Genomic DNA, 17,255 nt, shown 5'->3' with positions numbered 1-17,255 from the left:
CCGAAGTCCAGGAGCCGCTTGCGCGCGATCGACCGCAGCCCGCTCGTCGGCCGGGACATCCCCGCGGCCGCGAGGGGCGAAGGCCGGACTCATCGTGACGCCGTGACTGGCTGGGTCGCCCGGGTCGTCGACTCATGCCGGAACGAGCTGGGACTGGATCCCGTGCTGCTTGCGATCGGCCGAGCAGTCCCGCTCGTCGAGCGACAGCACTGCGGTCGGGCAAGAAGGACTCACTTCCGTGGCAGGCCGAAGCCCGCCCGGGGGAAGTCCCCTGGGAAGCCGGCCTATTGAGGTGGGACTCCCAACGACCGGTCCGCGCCCGTGCCGGGCGGGGGCCGGTCGTCGGCTCCCGCCCGGCATGTGTGCCGGGGCCCCTCAGTCAGGGCGTGGCGGGCGGAAGTGTGGAGCGGAAGGTCCAGTGGCCGGAGCCGGTCTCGTACACGGCCTCGGTGGCCGTGGTGCGGACCGGTCTGGCCCCGGCGGGAGCGGTGGCGCGCCCATCGGCGGCGGGCACGTGGATCTCGGCGGTGCTGCCCGAAGGCACGTCGACCGTGAGGCGGAAGGCATCGCCGGTGCGGGTCCAGTCGGTGCGGGCGAGGCCGTAGGGAGTGCGGTAGGAGCCGGACGCGGAGGTCAGGTCGCCCTCCACCGCCGGATCGACGAGGAGTTCGCGGAAGCCGACGGAGTCGGCCGTCTGCCCGAGGCCGGCGATGCGGCCGGTGAACCAGGAGTCGATCGCGCCGAGCATGAAGTGGTTCTGCGACTGGCCGGGGCCGCCGTCCCAGGATTCCCCGAGGGTGGTGTTGCCGGCGAGCACCTGGTAGCCGTAGCTGGGGCTGGAGGTCTGGGTGGCGATCCGGTACACGATGTCGTCGCGGCTGGCCGAGGTCAGCACGTGGAACGCGGACGGCAGGGAGATCTCCCCGAGTTGGAGGTGGTAGCCGGCAGCCTCGACGGACGCGGTGAAGTGGGCCAGCAGCCGGTTCTTCTCTCCCGCCGGGTAGGCGCCCATGTCGAGGGCGAGGGCCTCCGCGCCCTGCCCGCCGCCGCCGAACGTCCCGGTGGCGGTGTCGTAGTACTTCGCCGCGAGGGCCTGTGCGGAGGTGTCGGCCTCGGTCCGGTAGTCCGCCGCGGCACTGTCGTCGCCGAGGACTGCGGCAATCCGGGACAGGGCGTCCACGACCCGCCAGTAGCCGTAGGTGCCCGCGACCGCGCGGGGGAAGGTGCGGTCCGGGGTGAACCAGTCGCCGAGGCCGTAGTCGAGGATGCCGGCCGAGACCTGGGTCTTCAGGAAGGCCGCGTACTGGCGCATCCTCGGGTAGTAGGTGCTCAGGGTGTCGCGGTCGCCGTAGGTGGTGTAGAGCTGCCAGGGCACCAGGACGAAGGAGCCGCCCCAGTTGGAGTCGTTGCGGTAGGCGCCGGGCAGGCTGGTGTATTCGGGGACGGTGCTCGGGACCAGGCCTTCGGCGGTCTGGGCGTCGGCCATGTCACGGACGATCTTGCGCAGGTAGGCCTGCATGTCGTAGTTGGCGGCGAGGGCCGGGAAGACGAGTTGGTCCTGTTCGAGCCAGCCGAGCTTCTCACGGCTCGGGCAGTCGGTGAGGACGCTCATCATGTTGCCCTCGATCGCCCGGCGGATGATGCCATGGATGCCGTTGATCAGCGGGTCGGAGCTGGTGAAGTCGCCGGCGGAGGCGTTGTCGGTGCGCAGCACCAGGCCGCGTACCGAGACCGTCACGCCGTCCGGCAGGCCCTTCAGCTCCAGGTAGCGGAAGCCGTGGTAGCTGAACGTGGGGTGCCAGGTGGCGGTGCGGCCGTCCCGGGTGGTGTAGCTGTCCCACAGGGGTGCGCCGACGTTGCTGATGGACTGGAAGGCGTGCCCGTCCTTGAGGCTCTCGGCCGGATAGACGCGGATCTCCGTGCCGGCGGGCGCGCTGACGGTGATCTCCGGCCACCCAGCGATGTTGCGGCCCAGGTCGAAGACCCGGCTGCCGGCGGCGCCGGCGACCTCCTTGCCGGTGAGGGTCTGAACGACCCGGATCGGTTCGGTTTCGCGGGCGCTGAGTGCGGCGGGGGCGTCGGCGGTGCCGGGGGCGGCCACGGTGACCGCGTGCTCCCAGGTGCGGGGGTCGCCCTTCGCGTCGTTCCAGTGCGGGATCTCGCGGCGGGCGTCGTAGTCCTCGCCGCCGTACCAGTTGCTGGAGGTGGTGGGGCCGAGCATGGTGCGCCAGTCGTCGCCGCTGCTCACGACGCGGCGGCTGCCGTCGGCGAGGGTGATCTCCAGTTGCGCGACGAGCTTGGGGTCGCTGATGTTCCCGTACAGCTTGCGGTAGCGGTCGGCGGTGCTGATGACGTCTGACATGCCGTTGCCGAGGGCCACGCCGAGGGTGTTGGCGCCGGTGCGCAGCCGGTCGGTGACGTCGTAGGTGGCGTACTGGACGCGGTCGCGGTAGTCGGTGTTGGCGGGTTCCAGTACCGCGTCCCCGACGGGTTCGCCGTTGAGGGTGGCGTCGTAGATGCCGAGTCCGGCGATGTAGAGGCGGGCGCTGCGGATACCGTGCGGGAGGGTGAAGTCGTCGGCGAGCAGCGGGAGTCCGGCGGGCAGGTAGGGCTTCGGGGGCTGCTGGCCGGTGACCTGGGTGAGTGTGGTGAAGGGCCCCGTGCTTGCATCGGCCGCGGAGAACGCGTAGTTCACGGGGAAGTCGGGGACCTTGCCGTCGTCGGTGAGGATGTCGGCGCGCGGGTAGAGGGCGACCTGGTCGAAGGTCTTGGCCGACTTGAGGTCGAGGGTGAGGGTGACCGGGGTGGCCGAGGTGTCGGCGGAGGTGTGGGCGGCGCTGGAGTAGCCGGCGGCCGTCTGCAGGGCGCTGTTGGTCAGTCCGTCGACGGCGAGGGCGGGTTCGTAGGTCTTGCGGATCGTGTAGGTCTCGGAGGCGGTGACCGCGGCGCCCTTGGCGAGCCCGGTCGTCCCGGTCTGCGCGTCCCGTACGTCGATCTCGCCGAGCTGGAGGCGCCAGGTGCGGGCGTCGACGCTCTCCTTGAGGGGCAGGCCGAGGCGGGTCACGTCGAGACGGAGGTAACGGGCCGTCGTACGGGGCACCTTGACGACGACGGGTTCGATCTCCCTCTCACCGAGGCGCCATTCGGGGTGGGTGATCCACTGGGCCTGCCAGTCGGTGGCCTTGGTCAGGCCGGTCTCGAAGGCGGCCGGGACGCTCCAGCCGGAGGCCCGGTGTGTGCCGGACCACAGTTGGACGCGCCAGTAGACGCGGGTGCGGGAGCCGAGGGTGTGGCCGGCGTAGGTGGTCTCGGGTACGGCGGAGGCGACCTTCCCGGAGTCCCACAGGTCCGGGCGGCCGGAGCGCAGGCGGCCGGGCGAGGTGGCGGCCTGGACGCGGTAGGCGCTCTGGAGGGTGTTCGCGGTGTCGGCGGTGGTCCCCCAGCTGAGGTCGGGGGTGGTGTCGTCGATGCCGAGCGCCTGGTCCAGGTGCTGGGTGCGCAGTTGGACGGGGGTGAGCGTGCCGGTGGTCGCGGCGGCGGCCGGGACGGTGGCGGCCACGGCGGTGACGAGGGCGGTCAGCGTGGCGGACAGCAGGGCGGTGAGGCGTCGGCCTCCGGCGCGGGGTCCAGAACGGGGCATGGCGGTCCTTCCTGGCGGGGCGGGATCGTCAGACGCGGTCGAGGTCGACGGTCACGCGGCGCTTGAAGCGCAGGGCGACCGGGCCGAGCAGGCCGGAGGGCAGGGGCTTGTTGCGTTCGTTGGAGAGGGTGTTGGCGACCCGTACGGCGATGCGGTTGCGCCCGGGGACGAGCAGTCCGGTGACGTCGGTGACGAAGGGCGCCCACAGCAGCGGGGCGAGCGTCGTGCCGTTGACGGTCACTCGGGCGACGTCCCGGACGTCCCCGAGGTCGAGCAGGACGCGCCGCCCGTCGAGGGTGGCACCGTCCACGTCGAGGTCCTTCGTGTAGGTGCCGCTGCCGGAGAAGAGCGGGGCGTACATCGTCCAGCTGCCGAGCGGTCCGGTGACAGGGGTGTCCGCGTCCCGCTCCAGGGCGAGCGTCCAGTCGCCGGTGACCGGGACCGGGGTGCAGGGGTCGTCGACGCGGACCGTGCCCCGGTAGGTGCGGCTTCCGTCGGTGCCGCCGAGCGGGTGACTGCCCGGTTCGGCTGTCTCGACCGTGGCACGCAGGACGCGGCCGTGCCGCTCGACGGCCAGCACGTCGACCGGTGCGTCCGTGAGGTGCGGCGGCACCGTCCCGTGTGCGCGGACGACGACGATCCGGGTCTCGTACGGTGCGAAGGCCAGCGGCACCAGCAGGCCCCGTTTGCCCGTGCGGTAGAGCGGGGCGGGTGCGGTCTCGCCGGTCGTCGGGTCCCACAGCTCCGGGACGCCGTCGGCGGGCAGTACCGCGGTGGTCGTCACGGCGGTGCCGCTCTCGTTGTTGAGGAGGAAGGCGGTGTCGTCGCCCCTGGTGACGCGCAGGGCGCGGATCGAGTCCCGGGCCGGTTCGAGGACGGCCGCGGCGGCTCCCGCGTCGTGCGCGGCGCCGCCCAATCCACCGGCGTCGGCGACGCGCACGGCGCTGCCCCGGCCGAGGGCGCGGCTGCCCGGCACGGTGTCGGGGAACAGGTCGTTCAGGGCGCGGGTGAGGGAGCGGTCGTCGGCGTCGGCCTCGTCGACGGGCAGTGCGCCCACGGCCACCACGGTGCCGCCCGCCCTGACGAATCCGGTCAGCGCGCGGACGGTCGTGGTGTCCAGGGTCGGCGTCTCGGGCAGTACGACGAGGTCGTAGCGGGCCTCCCCCACGGCGAGCCGCCCGGCGCGCACCTGGGCGTGGGCCAGCAGATCGGGGTCGCCGGTGAGGGCGCCCTCGTGGAGAAGGTCGAAGTCGACCTGGGCGCGCTCCAGGGCGTAGGCGGCGTCGCTCAGCGCTCCGTCGACCGTGCCCTGCTTGTCGGTGCCGGTCCACTGCTCGGCGGCCCGCTGCGGCTGGAGCAGCGCGGTGCGGGCGGCGGAGGTGCCGCGGGCCGCCTCCATGACCCGGCCGATCCACTCGGCGAGCGGGCGCATCGACCACCACCAGGGGGCGCGGGGCCCGAAGGGCGGCGGGAAGTAGACGACGGTCTCGTCGGTCCACAGGGCGTGCAGGACGGTCAGGTTGACGCCGCGGGCGGCCTGGGCGCCGACGGTCGCGTGCACGAAGCCGGGGGTGACCTGCCAGCCCATGTTGCCGAACATCTCCATCAGGGTCCGCTCCCGGCCCATCTGGTGGGCGACCGAGACCGGGTTGCGGGGCAGCATGGTCTGCTGGCCCGCCACGTACTCGGCGGTGATGATGTCACCGCCGGGCACCTGCGCCCACTGGTTGACCTTGTGCAGGTCGCCGGTGCTGGGGACGCGCTTGGCGGGGGCCGTCTCGTCGTAGAGCGGATTGGTGATGAGGGCGACCCCGCGCTGTGCGCACCACTCGCCCTGTGCGCGGAAGTAGCCGGCGAACCGGTTGGAGACCGCCTGCCAGTAACGGCCGCGCGCGATCCTTCCGGTGCGGCCGAGGTCGTCGGAGGCGGCGGCGTAGGCGACACCGGGCGCGACACCGATGTCGCGCAGGGCGCGGTCGAGCGTCGGCGACCACGGCAGCCGCTTGAAGTGGGCCTCGGCGGAGGCGAAGAACGGCTCGTCGTCCCAGAAGCCGGGGATAACGGTCCCGAACCAGCGGCGGAAGCGCCGGTGGTATTCGCCGGGGACGATGTCGAGGAAGAGCCGCACGGGTTCGTCGTCGAGGAGGTCGACGTAACTGCGACTGTAGCCCTGGGTGTCGTCGACGAGCGGTACGCCGCCGAACAGGTCGAGCTGCCAACGGCCCTCGGGGACCTGCCAGTGGGCACCCTTCGTGAGGCGGTCGGTGAGGTCGACGACGGCGGACGCGTCCGTGCTTCCCGCCGGGCGCGCGGCGGCGGCGACGGCGTCGACGGCGAGGGCGGCCCGCTCGGGGAAGTCACCGGCAGCGGCCGGGTCGTCGAAGGCCGTCGTGTACAGCGTGCTGCCGTCGGGCGCGGTGACGGCGAGGCTGTCCCACAGACCGCGCTCGTCGCCGACCGCGCGCACCCCGACCCCGCCGGCCGGGTGGGCGCCGTCCTCGACCGTGCCCTTGGCCCGGCCGTCGAGGGTGACGGTCAGGGCGGTGCCGCTGACGGTGACGACGAGGGTGTGGTACTTCGTCTTGTTGAAGCCGTCGGTGCGGGTGCTGCGCAGCAGTTCGACGGGGTCCGCGTCGCGGGCCAGCCGTAGTACGGTGACCACGCCGGTCTGGTCGAAGGTGACGGCGTAGCCGTCGAGGCCGTCGGCGCCGGCGCGGACCACCAGCCCGGCGGCGGTGTGGTCGGCCTTGGCGCTCGCGGTGACGGTCAGGTCGGTCCAGTGGTCGCCGCCGCGCAGCACGGTGGCGCCGGCCAGCACGGCGGCGTCGGCGACCAGGTGTCCGGCTTCCACCCCCACGCCGGTGCTGCGGCGCAGGTCGGCGCGGCCCGGGCCCTCGACGACCGTGGTGGACCGCCACAGCGCCTTGAGCCGCAGGTCGGGGCGGGGCTCGTAGATCCGGGAGCCGACCGTGCCGCCCTTCACGATGAACTCTCCGGCCCGGCCGCTCGGGAAGTGGTCGTCGTTGAACAGCCACACGCGCATGCCGGTGCGTTCCGCGGTCCGCAGCACGTGCTCGACGATGTCGAACCATTCCTCGGTGAAGAAGACGGGCCGCATGGCGTCGTTGTCGAAGGAGAAGAGGATCACCTCGTACATCCCCTTGTCCCGCAGGTCGGCCAGTTGGCGGTCGACCAGGTCGGGGGTGACGGGTCCGTTCCAGTACCAGTAGACGGTGGGGCGGCTGTCCTTGGGCGGGTCGGTGAAGCGGCGGGAGGTGAAGGTGGCGGGGGCGGGGGCGGGGTGCTCCGCCGCGGCGGAGGCCGGCTGTGGTACCGCTAGGCTGAGGCCGGTCAGTCCGGTGGCGAGGGCGGTGCCGGCACCGGCCGCGACGACGAATCCGCGTCTGGACAGGGGGACTTCGGGAGTGGGCTCGGGCATGCGGGTGCTCCAGCGAATGCGAGTGGAAGTGGAGGTGAGGGTGGGGCTTCAGCGGGGGCCGGTCAGCCCGCGGCGAGGCGGGCCACTTCGGCCGCCGTGAGGGCGCGGTTGTGCACGCGCAGGTCGCGTACGGCACCCTTCAGGTAGGGGTGGGTGGAGTTCTGCGAGCGGCCCAGGTAGGAGCGGGCGGTCACGCCGAGCAGCAACGGGCTCGCGACCATCGCGGAGTTGCGGCCGGTCTCAGCGCCGTCGAGGTAGAGCACACCGGTACCGCCGACCAGCGTGAGCGCCACATGGGTCCAGCCGCCCACCGGCAGCGGCCCGGCGGCGTCGATGTAGTCCTCCCGCTCCATCCCCATGATCTTCAGCGCGGCCCGGGCACGGCCCGCTCCGGTGGTGGCGGCCAGGAAGAGGTAGGTGTCCTTGTGAAAGCCGAAGTCGAAGACGCGTGCTGAGGCGGCGAGGGCGTCGACCCGTACCCGTACGCTGATCGTCACCGCGTCCAGGCCGGTCAACAGGCCTGCGGGCAGGGCGACATGGCCTCCGGTGCCGTCCAGCAGGACGGCCGGTCCGGTGCCGTCGTCGGCCCAGTCCGCTCCGCCGGTGAGTGCGGCGTCGGCGAACTGGCCGGTGGAGTCGGCCGGGGTGCCTGCGCCCTCGTCCAGCGGGTAGTGGGCGACGTCTCGTGCGCGGCCGGGGCGCGGCGACACCGCCCAGTAGACGTTGTAGCGCTGGTGCTGGACCTCGTGGAACGGCCGCAGCGCCACCGGGTCGCCGTCGGCGAGCGCGGTGAACCGGGTGGTGGTGCCGGTGACCGGGCGCAGCGACGTGGGCGCGATGGTCGGGATGGTGGCGGGTTCGGTGTCACCGTATTCGCCCGCCAGCACGAGAGGGCCGTACGACAGCGTTGTCACCTGCGGGTTGTCCGGCGCCGGGGTCCACACGGGCCGTCGGGGCAGGGTGAGTTCGACGGTGTCGCCGGAGCGCCAGGTCCTCTCGATCGCCGTGTAGGCGCCGGGGTGGACGCGGGCCGTGACGTGACGGCCGTTGACCTTGAGCAAGGGGTCCCGCCCGGTGTCGGCCACCCAGCCGGGAATCCTGATGTGCAGCGTGAAGTGCCCATGGCCGGCGGTGACGGTGAGGCGTGTGTGATCCTCGGCGGGATACCGTGTTTCCTGACGGACGGTCACTCCACCCTGATTCCAGCGGACTTCGGACGGGATGAACAGGTTGACGTAGAGGGCGGGGGAACGCGGGTCGTCGGCGCGGAAGTAGATGGAGTCGGCGAACTTGGTGTGCGTCTCCAGTCCGGTGCCGTGGTCGCAGGAGAAGTTGTCGTAGTCCCCGCTGTAGCTGCCGGCGGCGGAGCCGAGCCCGCCCTTCGGCTCGCGTCGGGAACCGGCCCACAGTCCCGTGTAGTAGGTGACGAACCCGTGCGCGGAGTCGGGGTCCTGCTCGCCCAGCAGTTGGTTGTAGAGGGTCCACTCGTAGTGGTCCATGTATGCCGACCGGCCGGGGCGGTGCCGGAAGAGCTGCCGGCCGAGCTTGAGCATGTTGTAGCTGTTGCAGTTCTCGCAGGTGACCTCGGACAGCCTGCTGACGATTTCGTCGGGCGGTCCGAAGAGTTCCTGGTTGGAGTTGCCGCCGATGGCGTAGGAATGGCGGCGTACGACGGTCGTCCAGAAGGTGTCGGCGATGTCGAGGTAGCGGGTCTCGCCGGTGGCCTCGTAGGAGGGCACGGTTCCGACGATCTTGGCGATCTCGGTGTTGGCGTGCCGCCCGGCGAGTTCGTCACGCCCGGCGGCGAGCGGCGCGTACAGATCCTCATGGTCGAAGCGACGGGCGGTGCGCAGGTGCGCCGGATCACCGGTCTCCAGGGAGAGCCGCATGAGTACGTCGTTCATGCCGCCGAACTCGACCTTGAGCAGGTTCTGCATGCGCTCGTAGGGCAGCGGCTCGGTGCGCGCGTCTGTCCATGCGGCCATCTCCCGCAGCACGTCGAGGGCCTGTGCGTTCCTGCTGAGCCGGTACTGGTCGAGCAGACCGGCCATGATCTTGTGCAGGGTGTAGTACGGCGCCCAGGGTTTGCCGCCCGCCTCCAGCTGGTCGAAGACCGACTCCGGGAAGGCCGACAGGTAGCCGGGGGTGAACCCGGCTGCGGGAGCGGCGCGTTGGCACTCGGCGAGCGCGGCGACGAGGGTGCGGCCCTTGTCGGCGTACGCCGTGTCCCCGGTGTTGGCGTGTGCCTGGGCGAGGGCGCTGAGCAGATGTCCGGTGGTGTGGCCGCGCAGTTGGACCGTGGGGGCCTCCCAGCCGCCACAGGGCTCAGCGGTGGACGGCAGGCCGACGTTGAGGCGGAAGGTGTGCAGCAGCCGGTCAGGGTCCACGAAGAGCAGATAGGCGCAGGTGCGGCGCATGTTGGCGAGGAAGGGGCTCTCCAGGAGCCGGACGTCGGGGAGGTCGAAGGCGGCGAGGGCGGGGCCGCCGGCGGTTCCGGAGCCGGACGCGCGGGCGGTGGTGGCGGGGCCGATCGCGGTGACGGCTGCCGCGGCCGTGGCGGTGACCAGTATCCGACGGCGGGACGGGCCGGAGGTGTCGCGAGGTGCGGGCAACGTACGGAACTCCTTCGGCGTAGTGAATCGTTTTACAATGCAGGCGCTGACGCTAGGGTCGACCATGGCAAGCGTCAAGACTTTTCACAGGTGTCGATCGAATCACCCTCACCCAAAAGCATGAAGTCGCAGGTGAGGCAGCATGGTTCGGTTATCCGAGCGGCTTTGGACGAGAAAGACGTCACCGGAAGTCTCAAAAGTGAGAGATTGAAACGTTCAATTCATTGTCGGCCCGGGCCGGACGGAGGACGTGAGCGCGAGGGATTCCGGTCCCGGCCGGATGGGGACGTCCCGGGGCGTGGGCGTGGGTCTCACCGACCGGGACCTGGCGCGAGCGGGTCCGCGAGCAGACGGCCATCTGAACCGACACGGCCCCGTGCGCCGTCCTGCGGCGGCTTCGGGGGTGACAGGACGGACGCCCCCCCCCGGGGGGGGTGCCGCTACACCGCCGACGCGGGGATCCCCTGACCGGCGCGGGAGGCACGCGTCCCCGGCGTCCCCAGGGCCCCGCCGGCGACCGCGTGCGTGATGACACCCACCGCGGACCGTGCCGGTACCCCGGCGCGGTCCGCGCGGTGCGGCGGCACGTACTGTGCGAGCGGGTGGGGACGCGCACGCACAATGGACGGTGGGACGCCGTGCATCCAACACGTGGCAGTTCTCACCTGGCGCACACGCCATCACACCGCCCCACCCGCGCCGCTCGATGCGCACCGTCCCGGAAGGACGAGCCCCTGTGCTCACGTCATACGCAGCCCACTTCGACACGCCCGCCGGGTACCTCGACTTCGCACGGTTCGGTCCGCCATCGCGGAACGCCGTAGCCGCGACCGCGCGAGCCATGGAGAAGTCCGCCCGCGCCGACCACACCACCGTGGACGGACTGATGCGCGCGGAAGAAGCTGCGCGAAATACGGCCGCCCGCCTTGCCGGTACCGACGCCCGTCACACCGTGCTGCTCCCGAACGCTTCCACCGGCCTGTTCCACGCCGCTCTCGGCATCCGGGAGGGTGTGGTCCTCGCGCCGCGCACCGACTTCCCCGCCAACCACTATCCGTGGCGCCGCACCGCGGACCTGGGACGGGCCACGCCGCGCTGGCTCGACCCGGCACCCGACGGCGGGATCACCCCCGACCTGGTGCGCGCCACGTTGACCGACGACGTCGTTGCCGTGTCCGTCAGCGCCGTGGATTTCCGCACCGGTTTCCGCGCCGACCTGGCGGCGCTGCGCGAGGCGATCGGACCGGACCGGCTGCTGATCGTGGACGCCATCCAGGCATTCGGCGTGGCCGAGCTGCCCTGGGACGCGGCCGACGTGGTGGTCGCGGGCGGTCAGAAGTGGCTGCGCGCGGGATGGGCCACCGGCTTCGCGACACTGTCCGATCGCGCGCTGGAATCCCTGGAGCCCGTGCTCACCGGCTGGACGGGCGTCGAGGACGTCGGCCTCTTCGACAACGCCGAACACCCGCCCGCCCCGGACGCACGGCGGTGGTCGATCACCAATCTGAGCCCGGTGACGGCCGCCGCGTTCGCGGCGGCGCTGGACCTCGTCGAGCAACACACCGTCGCGGCGATCGAGGCAGCGATCGCCGCGCGGATCACCGAACTCACCGACATCGTCAGGGGGCACGGCGGCCGCGTCCTCTCCCCCACCGACCCGGCGCGAAGCGCGGGCATCCTCTCCTTCACGATGCCGGACCACGATCCGTCCCTCGTCGCGAAGGCCCTGCACGCCGAAGGCGTCACCGCGACGGTGCGCACCGACTCCCTCAGGCTCTCCCCGCACGCCTCGACCCCGCCAGAAGCGTCCCAAGGTGTCGCCGCCGCCCTCTCGTCCCTGCGGAACTGAACCCGGCCGGCCCACGAACACGACGAGCCTGCCAGGGCCCAAAAATCCTCCATCCTGGTCAAGCGCTGTGTCGGTACTCGTGGAGGGTTCCACCGAGTCGGTCTCGTCGGCGGACCCGCGTTCCTGACCACCACACAGCCCGCCGGGGCGAGCGCGTGAGCGCCCCGCTCGGCCGCCGTATTGCAGCCGAGGCGATCGGGACCGGGCTGCTGGTGGTGGTCGGCTCCGGCATCCAGGCCACCGAGCTGCCCCGCGACATCGGACGAACTCGGCGCCGAGGATGGGGCCCATGCCGGGCAGGGACTCGATGACCTCGACCTGCGGGTGGGCGCGGAAGGTGTCACGGATCTGCTGGTCGATGCGCTTGAGCCGTTCCTCCAAGGCCAGAATCTGCACGGCCAGGTCGGCGACGATGGTGGCTGCAACGTCTTCGCCGGGCAGCGCGGTCACCTGTGCCCGGCCGTTTTCCAGGGCGGCTGCCGCCACTGCGCACCCCGCGGGCGGCGAGCCAGGCCGTGAAGGGGGCGTGTCCGCGGCGGCGTATCGCGGCTGGAGCCTGGTAGCCGGTCAGCAGCACCAGCGCACCCTTGTGTTTGGAGTGGCCGAAGGCCCGTTCCAGCGCGGGGAAGATACCGGTAAGCACGTCCCGGAGCCGGTTGGCCAGCCGGACTCGATCGGCCACCAGGTCGGTTCGATGCGAGGTCAGCAGCGCCAGGTCGGCGGCCGGCTGGGCGGGGACATCGATGGTCGCCAAGTCCTGTCGGTGGCGGGCAGTCTCGGCGATCACGTAGGCGTCGCGGGCATCGGTCTTGGCCTCGCCCCGATAGGCGTCGGCCATCCGGTTGACGGTGCGGCCAGGTACGTAGACGGCCCGCCGGCCGTGAGCCGCAAGGAGCGCCAGCAGCAGCGCGGAGGGGGTCCCGGAGATGTCCACCGCCCAGCGGACTTCGTCGGCCAGGTCGAGAATCCCGACCAGCGCAGCCAAGATGGCCGACTCATCATTGTCGATCTTCTTCGACCACACCGTGGCACCGGTCTCGTGAACCACCGCCGCCCAGTGATGCCCCTTGCCCCCATCGATGCCGCACCATACGCAGCCAGGCCGTTTACTCACTCGTCCCTCCTCGTCCGCACAGCATGCCGTCGGCCCGAGGAACACCCCGCTGTCATCTCCGTAAACAGCCACCGCACAAGGCGCGCAGATCTCAATCAGCAGCCAGGGCGCCCCGCAGAGCCGGACGGCCACTCCTACGGAGCCACTGACGGCAAGGAAGCTTCAGCGACATCCGGCCCTCCCGGGCCACCCAGCAACTTACGGAGCGGAGCTTGTCCGTGACGACCACCTGCGGCATTGCACGCGGCTTCTTCATCAGGTGGCGGCGGCCTTGTCCCGCCGGTTCTGGACGAGGACGTCCAGGAGGATGTCCAGGACGTTGCCGTCCTGGTCGACGGCCCGCCACAGGTACTTCAGCTCGCCGTTGATCCTGACGAACACCTCGTCCAGGTGCCACTTGTCACCGGGCCGGGGCCGGCGGCGGCGCAGCCCGTTCGCGTAGGCCTGCCCGAACTTCCGACACCACCGCCGCACCGATTCCTACGAGACGATCACACCGCGCTCCAGCATCAGCCCCTCCACCTCGCGGAAGCTGAGCGGGACGCGGAAGTACAGCCACACGCAGTGGGAGATCACCTCGACCGGGTACCGGTGCCCCTTGTACGACGGCGACGCGCTGCCCACGGACGACCCCTCCCAGCGTGACCAGCCAGAAGATCATCCCACCCGGTCAGTCAAACGAGACATGCCCCTCGAACGCCTCCTGCCAGCGGACAGGGTCTACGCTGTGACCCGCGGCCACCGCACGATCTTCAGTCTTCACACACCGATGATCAGCGGTGGCCGCGCGCATGGGCGCCAGTGGGATGTAAATGCCCGTCGTGGAGGGAGATGCGGTGCTGGGATTGCTGGGTTTCTACGACGAAATCGACGTTCGTCCCGGCCGGCCGAACGGATGCCTACGCGATGCCGTCCAGCCAGTCGGAGAGCCGGATGAGGCGGACCTCGTGGCCTACCTGGATGCCGGCCACATGCTCATCGACGTGATGGAAGGGGGCCGTGACGTCATCACGGGGAGCGCGCACCGCCACTCCCTGGGCTGTTCATCGCTGGTCACCGACGGCACCTGGCTCTGGCGCCAGGACTTCCCGCACTACGTGGAAACGCACCACGTCCTGCTCCCCGAGGCGTTCATCGAGCACGCGCGCGACCTGGACTACCAGATGCCGGTCCTCATCACCGCACAGTTCGCCCCCCACTACAACGAGACCATGCCCCTCGTCGGCTGGGCCTCGGCCGTCCCGTGGCGATCGACTACGACCGTGCTCGAACCCGAACCACGAGCGGTCACCAGCAAGCTCGAGTTCGACGCGGCAATGCTGGCCAAAGAACGAAACCGGCCGCACGGCAATTGGACCAAGCCCCGCAAGCCCAGGAGAGCATGAGCCAACTCCAGCCAGTCACGATCTACGGCTTGAGTACTACTCCAGCCGTAGATCGTGATTTTGCTGGTGGGGTAGGGCTGCGGCCATAGGCATAAAGCGATATCGGATCGCGTGACGTGGTCGCGAGCTGGCAAGCTGCCTTCATGGATCACGCGGAGGTACTGCTCATCGGAGGGCGTGCCGGTGTCGGCAAGACGACGGTGGCCTGGGAGGTTTCGGCACGGCTGCGAGCCGTGGCGGTCTCTCACGCAGTCATCGAGGGTGACTTCATGGGGCAGGTGCATCCGGCCCCAGCCGGGGATCCGCACCGCTCGGAGATCACCGAGAGCAATCTGACTGCCGTATGGGGAAACTTCGCCCAGCGCGGTTACCGCCGCCTGATCTATACGAACACCCTGAGTGTGCTGCCCGAGACGACGGGCATGTTCGAGCGTGCCATGGGGGCAGGCGTGCGGATCCTACGGGTTCTGCTCACCGCATCCGACACCACCGCCGGCGAGCGGTTGGCGGGCCGAGAGCTCGGCTCGGAACTGGAGCAGGAGCTGAAGGCGAGCGTCCGCAAGGCACGGCTCTTGGACGAGCGGGTAGGTGCTGACACTGTGCGGGTGGTGACGGACGGGCGGTCCGTCGTGGACATCGCCCGTGAGGTGGTGGCCGCCACCGGCTGGGGCGGTTACTGACCTTTTCGGGTTGCCTTCGGGTGGGGACGCCGGGTGATCCCTGCGGTATGCCGGTGATACGCGGTATGCGGATGGCGGGGGCCTGACGGCTGAGCGGCGGGCTGCGCCTGAAGGGATCCGGTTGGAGGCCGGGCAGAGGTTCGCACGAGGTGACGGGACCTCGGGCATCGCCAAGGACCTGCGGGTGAGCGAGTGTCCGGTGGAGCACTGGCGCCGGGACTGGCGTGAAGGCGGCATGACGGGTCTGACGTCGAAGGGACCCGCGGAACGACCGAAGCTGTCGGACGAACGGTTCGCCCAGCTGGAAAAGGAGCCGGCCGAAGGGCCGGCCGCACATGACTGGGAAGACCAGCGGTGGACACTGGAACGCGTCAGAACGCTGGTCGGCCGCCACTTCCACATCAGCTGCTCCATCGCGGGAGTGTGGCGGCTCCCGCACCGCCACGGCTGGTCCTGGCAGAGCCCCGTCCGTCGCGCACTGGAACGCGCCGAACACGCAGTCGAGCTCTGGAAGAAGGACGTGTGGCCGCAGGTGGAAGGACCGCGGCGGCGCTCGGGGCCTGGATCGTCTTCGAGGACGAGGCCGGGTTCGCGATGACTCCGCCACGCGCCCGCACGTGGGGCCGGCGCGGACACACTCCCGTGGTCAGAGTGCGGGGACGCTCCCGGCGACGGATCCCGGTCGCCGCGATGTGCTGCTACCGGCCCGGCGAAAGGTCCCGGCTGATCCACCGGCCCCGCTTCCACTCGCTCCTCAAAGGAGCACGCAAGACCTTTTCCTCGCAGGACTCCCGTGACCTCCTGGTCCGCGCGCACCTGCAACTCGGCGCCCCGATCGTTGTCGACTGGGAAATCTGAACACCCACCGTGCCGCCGGAATGAGGAAGTACGCAGCCGACCTCGAATGGCTCGCCATCATCCAACTGCCCTCCTACAGCCCTGACTTGGATCCTGTCGAGGCATCTGACCTCCGCTCCGACGCGGGCGGATGGCCAACACCGCATTCACCGACCCTGATCACCTCACCCGCACCCTCCGCCGAGGACTCGCCCACATCCAGCGCCATCCCGAACTCATCGACGGCTGCCTCACCGAGACCGGGCTGTCCCTCACCCCAGAGCTCCCTCTCCTCCTCGGTGTCGAAGCTCGGCCGGGCAGCGCCGCCGCCGTTCACGGCCCACCGCCGGATGGCCTCCATGAGGAGGTCGAACTGTCCCTGGGGCATCCGGGCTCGCAGCGCGTCCACGTAGAGCCGGTAGCGCAGCCGCGCGACTTCCCGCGGGTCATCCTGGTCCGCCACGGCCGTTCCCCTTCCTCCCGGCGCCGGGGCCGGTGGTCAGATCCGCCAGGAGCGGATGCGGTCGGCCCCGCGTCGTACCCATCGACGCCGGCCGCGCCGATCGTCGTCTCAGTGGCGCGGGTGAGGAACGCGAGTGAGGAACGCGGCGAGCCCGACAGCGGCTTCAGGGGCGGCGGTAGCGAGCCGAGCCGCGAGTGCCAGCTGGCCGACGGCGGTTTCTGGGGCCCAGCGCGCGAGCTCGGTGAGCAGCTGGCCGATGCGCTCCCACTCCGCGAACTCCACCCAGTCCGCTTTGCCCCGTCTGGCGTACAACCTTCCGGTGCTGCGGGCCGTCTCACCCGGCATCAGAGTTACGCGACCAAGCGCGACCAAGGGGGACATGATGCGACGTATCGGAGCGGCAGTGGCGGTGCTCGTGCTCGCGGGCGCCACGCTGGGGACGGCGGCGAGCACCGCGGGCGCGGCCCCGGCAGAGGGCGCGCGAGCGGCGGCGGCCTGCCCGACGGGATGGGGCAGCGGCGCCAAGGGTGGTGCCGCCATGGGGGCCGATCACCTGGAGGACATCAGGACCGGACAGCACGAGTGCTACGACCGCATCGTGTTCGACGTGCCCGGCGGCGGCGGCCAGATCGGCTACCACGTCCAGTACGTGGACCGGCTCTACGCGGACCCCTCGGGCGAGTACATACCGGTCACCGGCGGGGCGATCCTCGACATCCGCGTCGGCGCGTGGAGCTACAACCTGGAGGCCGGCGTGCCGACCTACCCGGGCGAGGTGGGCGAGCCCCTGCCCGGCGTGAACATCAGCGGGTACAGCACCTTCCGGGACACCCGATTCGGCGGCACCTCCGAGGGCCAGACGCAGGTCGGTCTCGGTGTGCGCGCCCGACTGCCGTTCCGCGTTACCCAGTTGGACGACCGGGTCGTGGTCGACGTGGCCCACAGCTGGACGAGCTAGCGGTGGTTTGTTCACGGCGGATCCGTGCGGGAGTACACGGTGAGGTGAAGGCGTCAACAAACCACCGCTAGGTCGGGAACACGCCTCTGTTGAGTCAGACCACGGACGGACGCCGGGCCGGTGGCACACCGCCGGAGAGCCGGCCGCGAGGGGCGGCAGGAACCTCACGAGCCATCCGAGCCGGCGTCCTACGGAGACGCTACGAGCGGCCAACCCGACCGCGTTCCGCTACAGCCGGACAAGTCGGAACCTCAATCCGCCGGCTGGAACCTGGTGGT

At 70.9% G+C, this 17,255-nt stretch carries 8 protein-coding genes and 3 pseudogenes; 5 read left to right on the top strand and 6 right to left on the bottom strand.

Going from position 1 to position 17,255, the window contains the following annotated elements:
* Positions 1-379 precede the first annotated feature (379 nt).
* From ACZ69M_RS39220 to ACZ69M_RS39210, 3 genes are all read right to left on the bottom strand, one after another.
* Positions 380-3,640, bottom strand: coding sequence for a family 78 glycoside hydrolase catalytic domain (locus tag ACZ69M_RS39220; RefSeq protein WP_470057608.1), 3,261 nt, complete (start codon positions 3,638-3,640; stop codon positions 380-382).
* Positions 3,641-3,668: 28 nt separating this feature from the next.
* The gene (locus ACZ69M_RS39215; protein ID WP_470057606.1) at positions 3,669-7,079 is read right to left on the bottom strand and encodes a glycosyl hydrolase; all 3,411 of its coding nucleotides are present in this window, start codon (positions 7,077-7,079) and stop codon (positions 3,669-3,671) included.
* 62 nt (positions 7,080-7,141) lie between these two features.
* Positions 7,142-9,691 carry a glycoside hydrolase family 127 protein gene (locus ACZ69M_RS39210; protein ID WP_470057605.1) on the bottom strand — a complete coding sequence of 850 codons (2,550 nt, stop codon included), beginning with the start codon at positions 9,689-9,691 and terminating at the stop codon, positions 7,142-7,144.
* Between the two features lie 736 nt (positions 9,692-10,427).
* On the opposite strand from ACZ69M_RS39210, the gene ACZ69M_RS39205 reads away from it, so the two are divergent.
* The gene (locus ACZ69M_RS39205; RefSeq protein ID WP_470057603.1) at positions 10,428-11,540 is read left to right on the top strand and encodes an aminotransferase class V-fold PLP-dependent enzyme; all 1,113 of its coding nucleotides are present in this window, start codon (positions 10,428-10,430) and stop codon (positions 11,538-11,540) included.
* Between the two features lie 249 nt (positions 11,541-11,789).
* Here ACZ69M_RS39205 and ACZ69M_RS39200 read toward each other — a convergent pair.
* Together ACZ69M_RS39200 and ACZ69M_RS39195 are read right to left on the bottom strand one after the other, a co-directional pair.
* Positions 11,790-12,654: pseudogene (locus ACZ69M_RS39200) on the bottom strand (IS110 family RNA-guided transposase); the annotation flags it as partial.
* Between the two features lie 202 nt (positions 12,655-12,856).
* A pseudogene (locus ACZ69M_RS39195) lies at positions 12,857-13,278 on the bottom strand (IS6 family transposase); the annotation flags it as partial.
* A gap of 188 nt (positions 13,279-13,466) precedes the next feature.
* On the opposite strand from ACZ69M_RS39195, the gene ACZ69M_RS39190 reads away from it, so the two are divergent.
* From ACZ69M_RS39190 to ACZ69M_RS39180, 3 genes and pseudogenes are all read left to right on the top strand, one after another.
* Positions 13,467-14,039: a hypothetical protein gene (locus tag ACZ69M_RS39190; protein WP_470057602.1), complete on the top strand. Its 573-nt coding sequence runs from the start codon at positions 13,467-13,469 to the stop codon at positions 14,037-14,039.
* A 143-nt stretch (positions 14,040-14,182) separates the two neighbouring features.
* Positions 14,183-14,719, top strand: a complete 537-nt coding sequence (locus tag ACZ69M_RS39185; protein ID WP_470057601.1) for an AAA family ATPase — start codon at positions 14,183-14,185, stop codon at positions 14,717-14,719.
* Between the two features lie 40 nt (positions 14,720-14,759).
* A pseudogene (locus ACZ69M_RS39180) lies at positions 14,760-15,839 on the top strand (IS630 family transposase); the annotation flags it as partial.
* A gap of 288 nt (positions 15,840-16,127) precedes the next feature.
* On the opposite strand, the gene ACZ69M_RS39175 reads toward ACZ69M_RS39180, so the two are convergent.
* A complete protein-coding gene (locus ACZ69M_RS39175; RefSeq protein ID WP_470057600.1) occupies positions 16,128-16,364 on the bottom strand; it encodes a hypothetical protein in 237 nt (78 codons plus the stop codon).
* 37 nt (positions 16,365-16,401) lie between these two features.
* Between ACZ69M_RS39175 and ACZ69M_RS39170 the strand changes: the two genes are divergently transcribed.
* Entirely contained in the window at positions 16,402-16,977 is a 576-nt protein-coding gene (locus ACZ69M_RS39170; protein WP_470057715.1) for an AMIN-like domain-containing (lipo)protein, read from the top strand.
* The last annotated feature ends 278 nt before the right edge of the window (positions 16,978-17,255 follow it).

The sequence above is a fragment of the Streptomyces sp. NPDC107454 genome, assembly GCF_055582885.1.
This window is presented reverse-complemented; position numbering and strand designations above follow the sequence as displayed.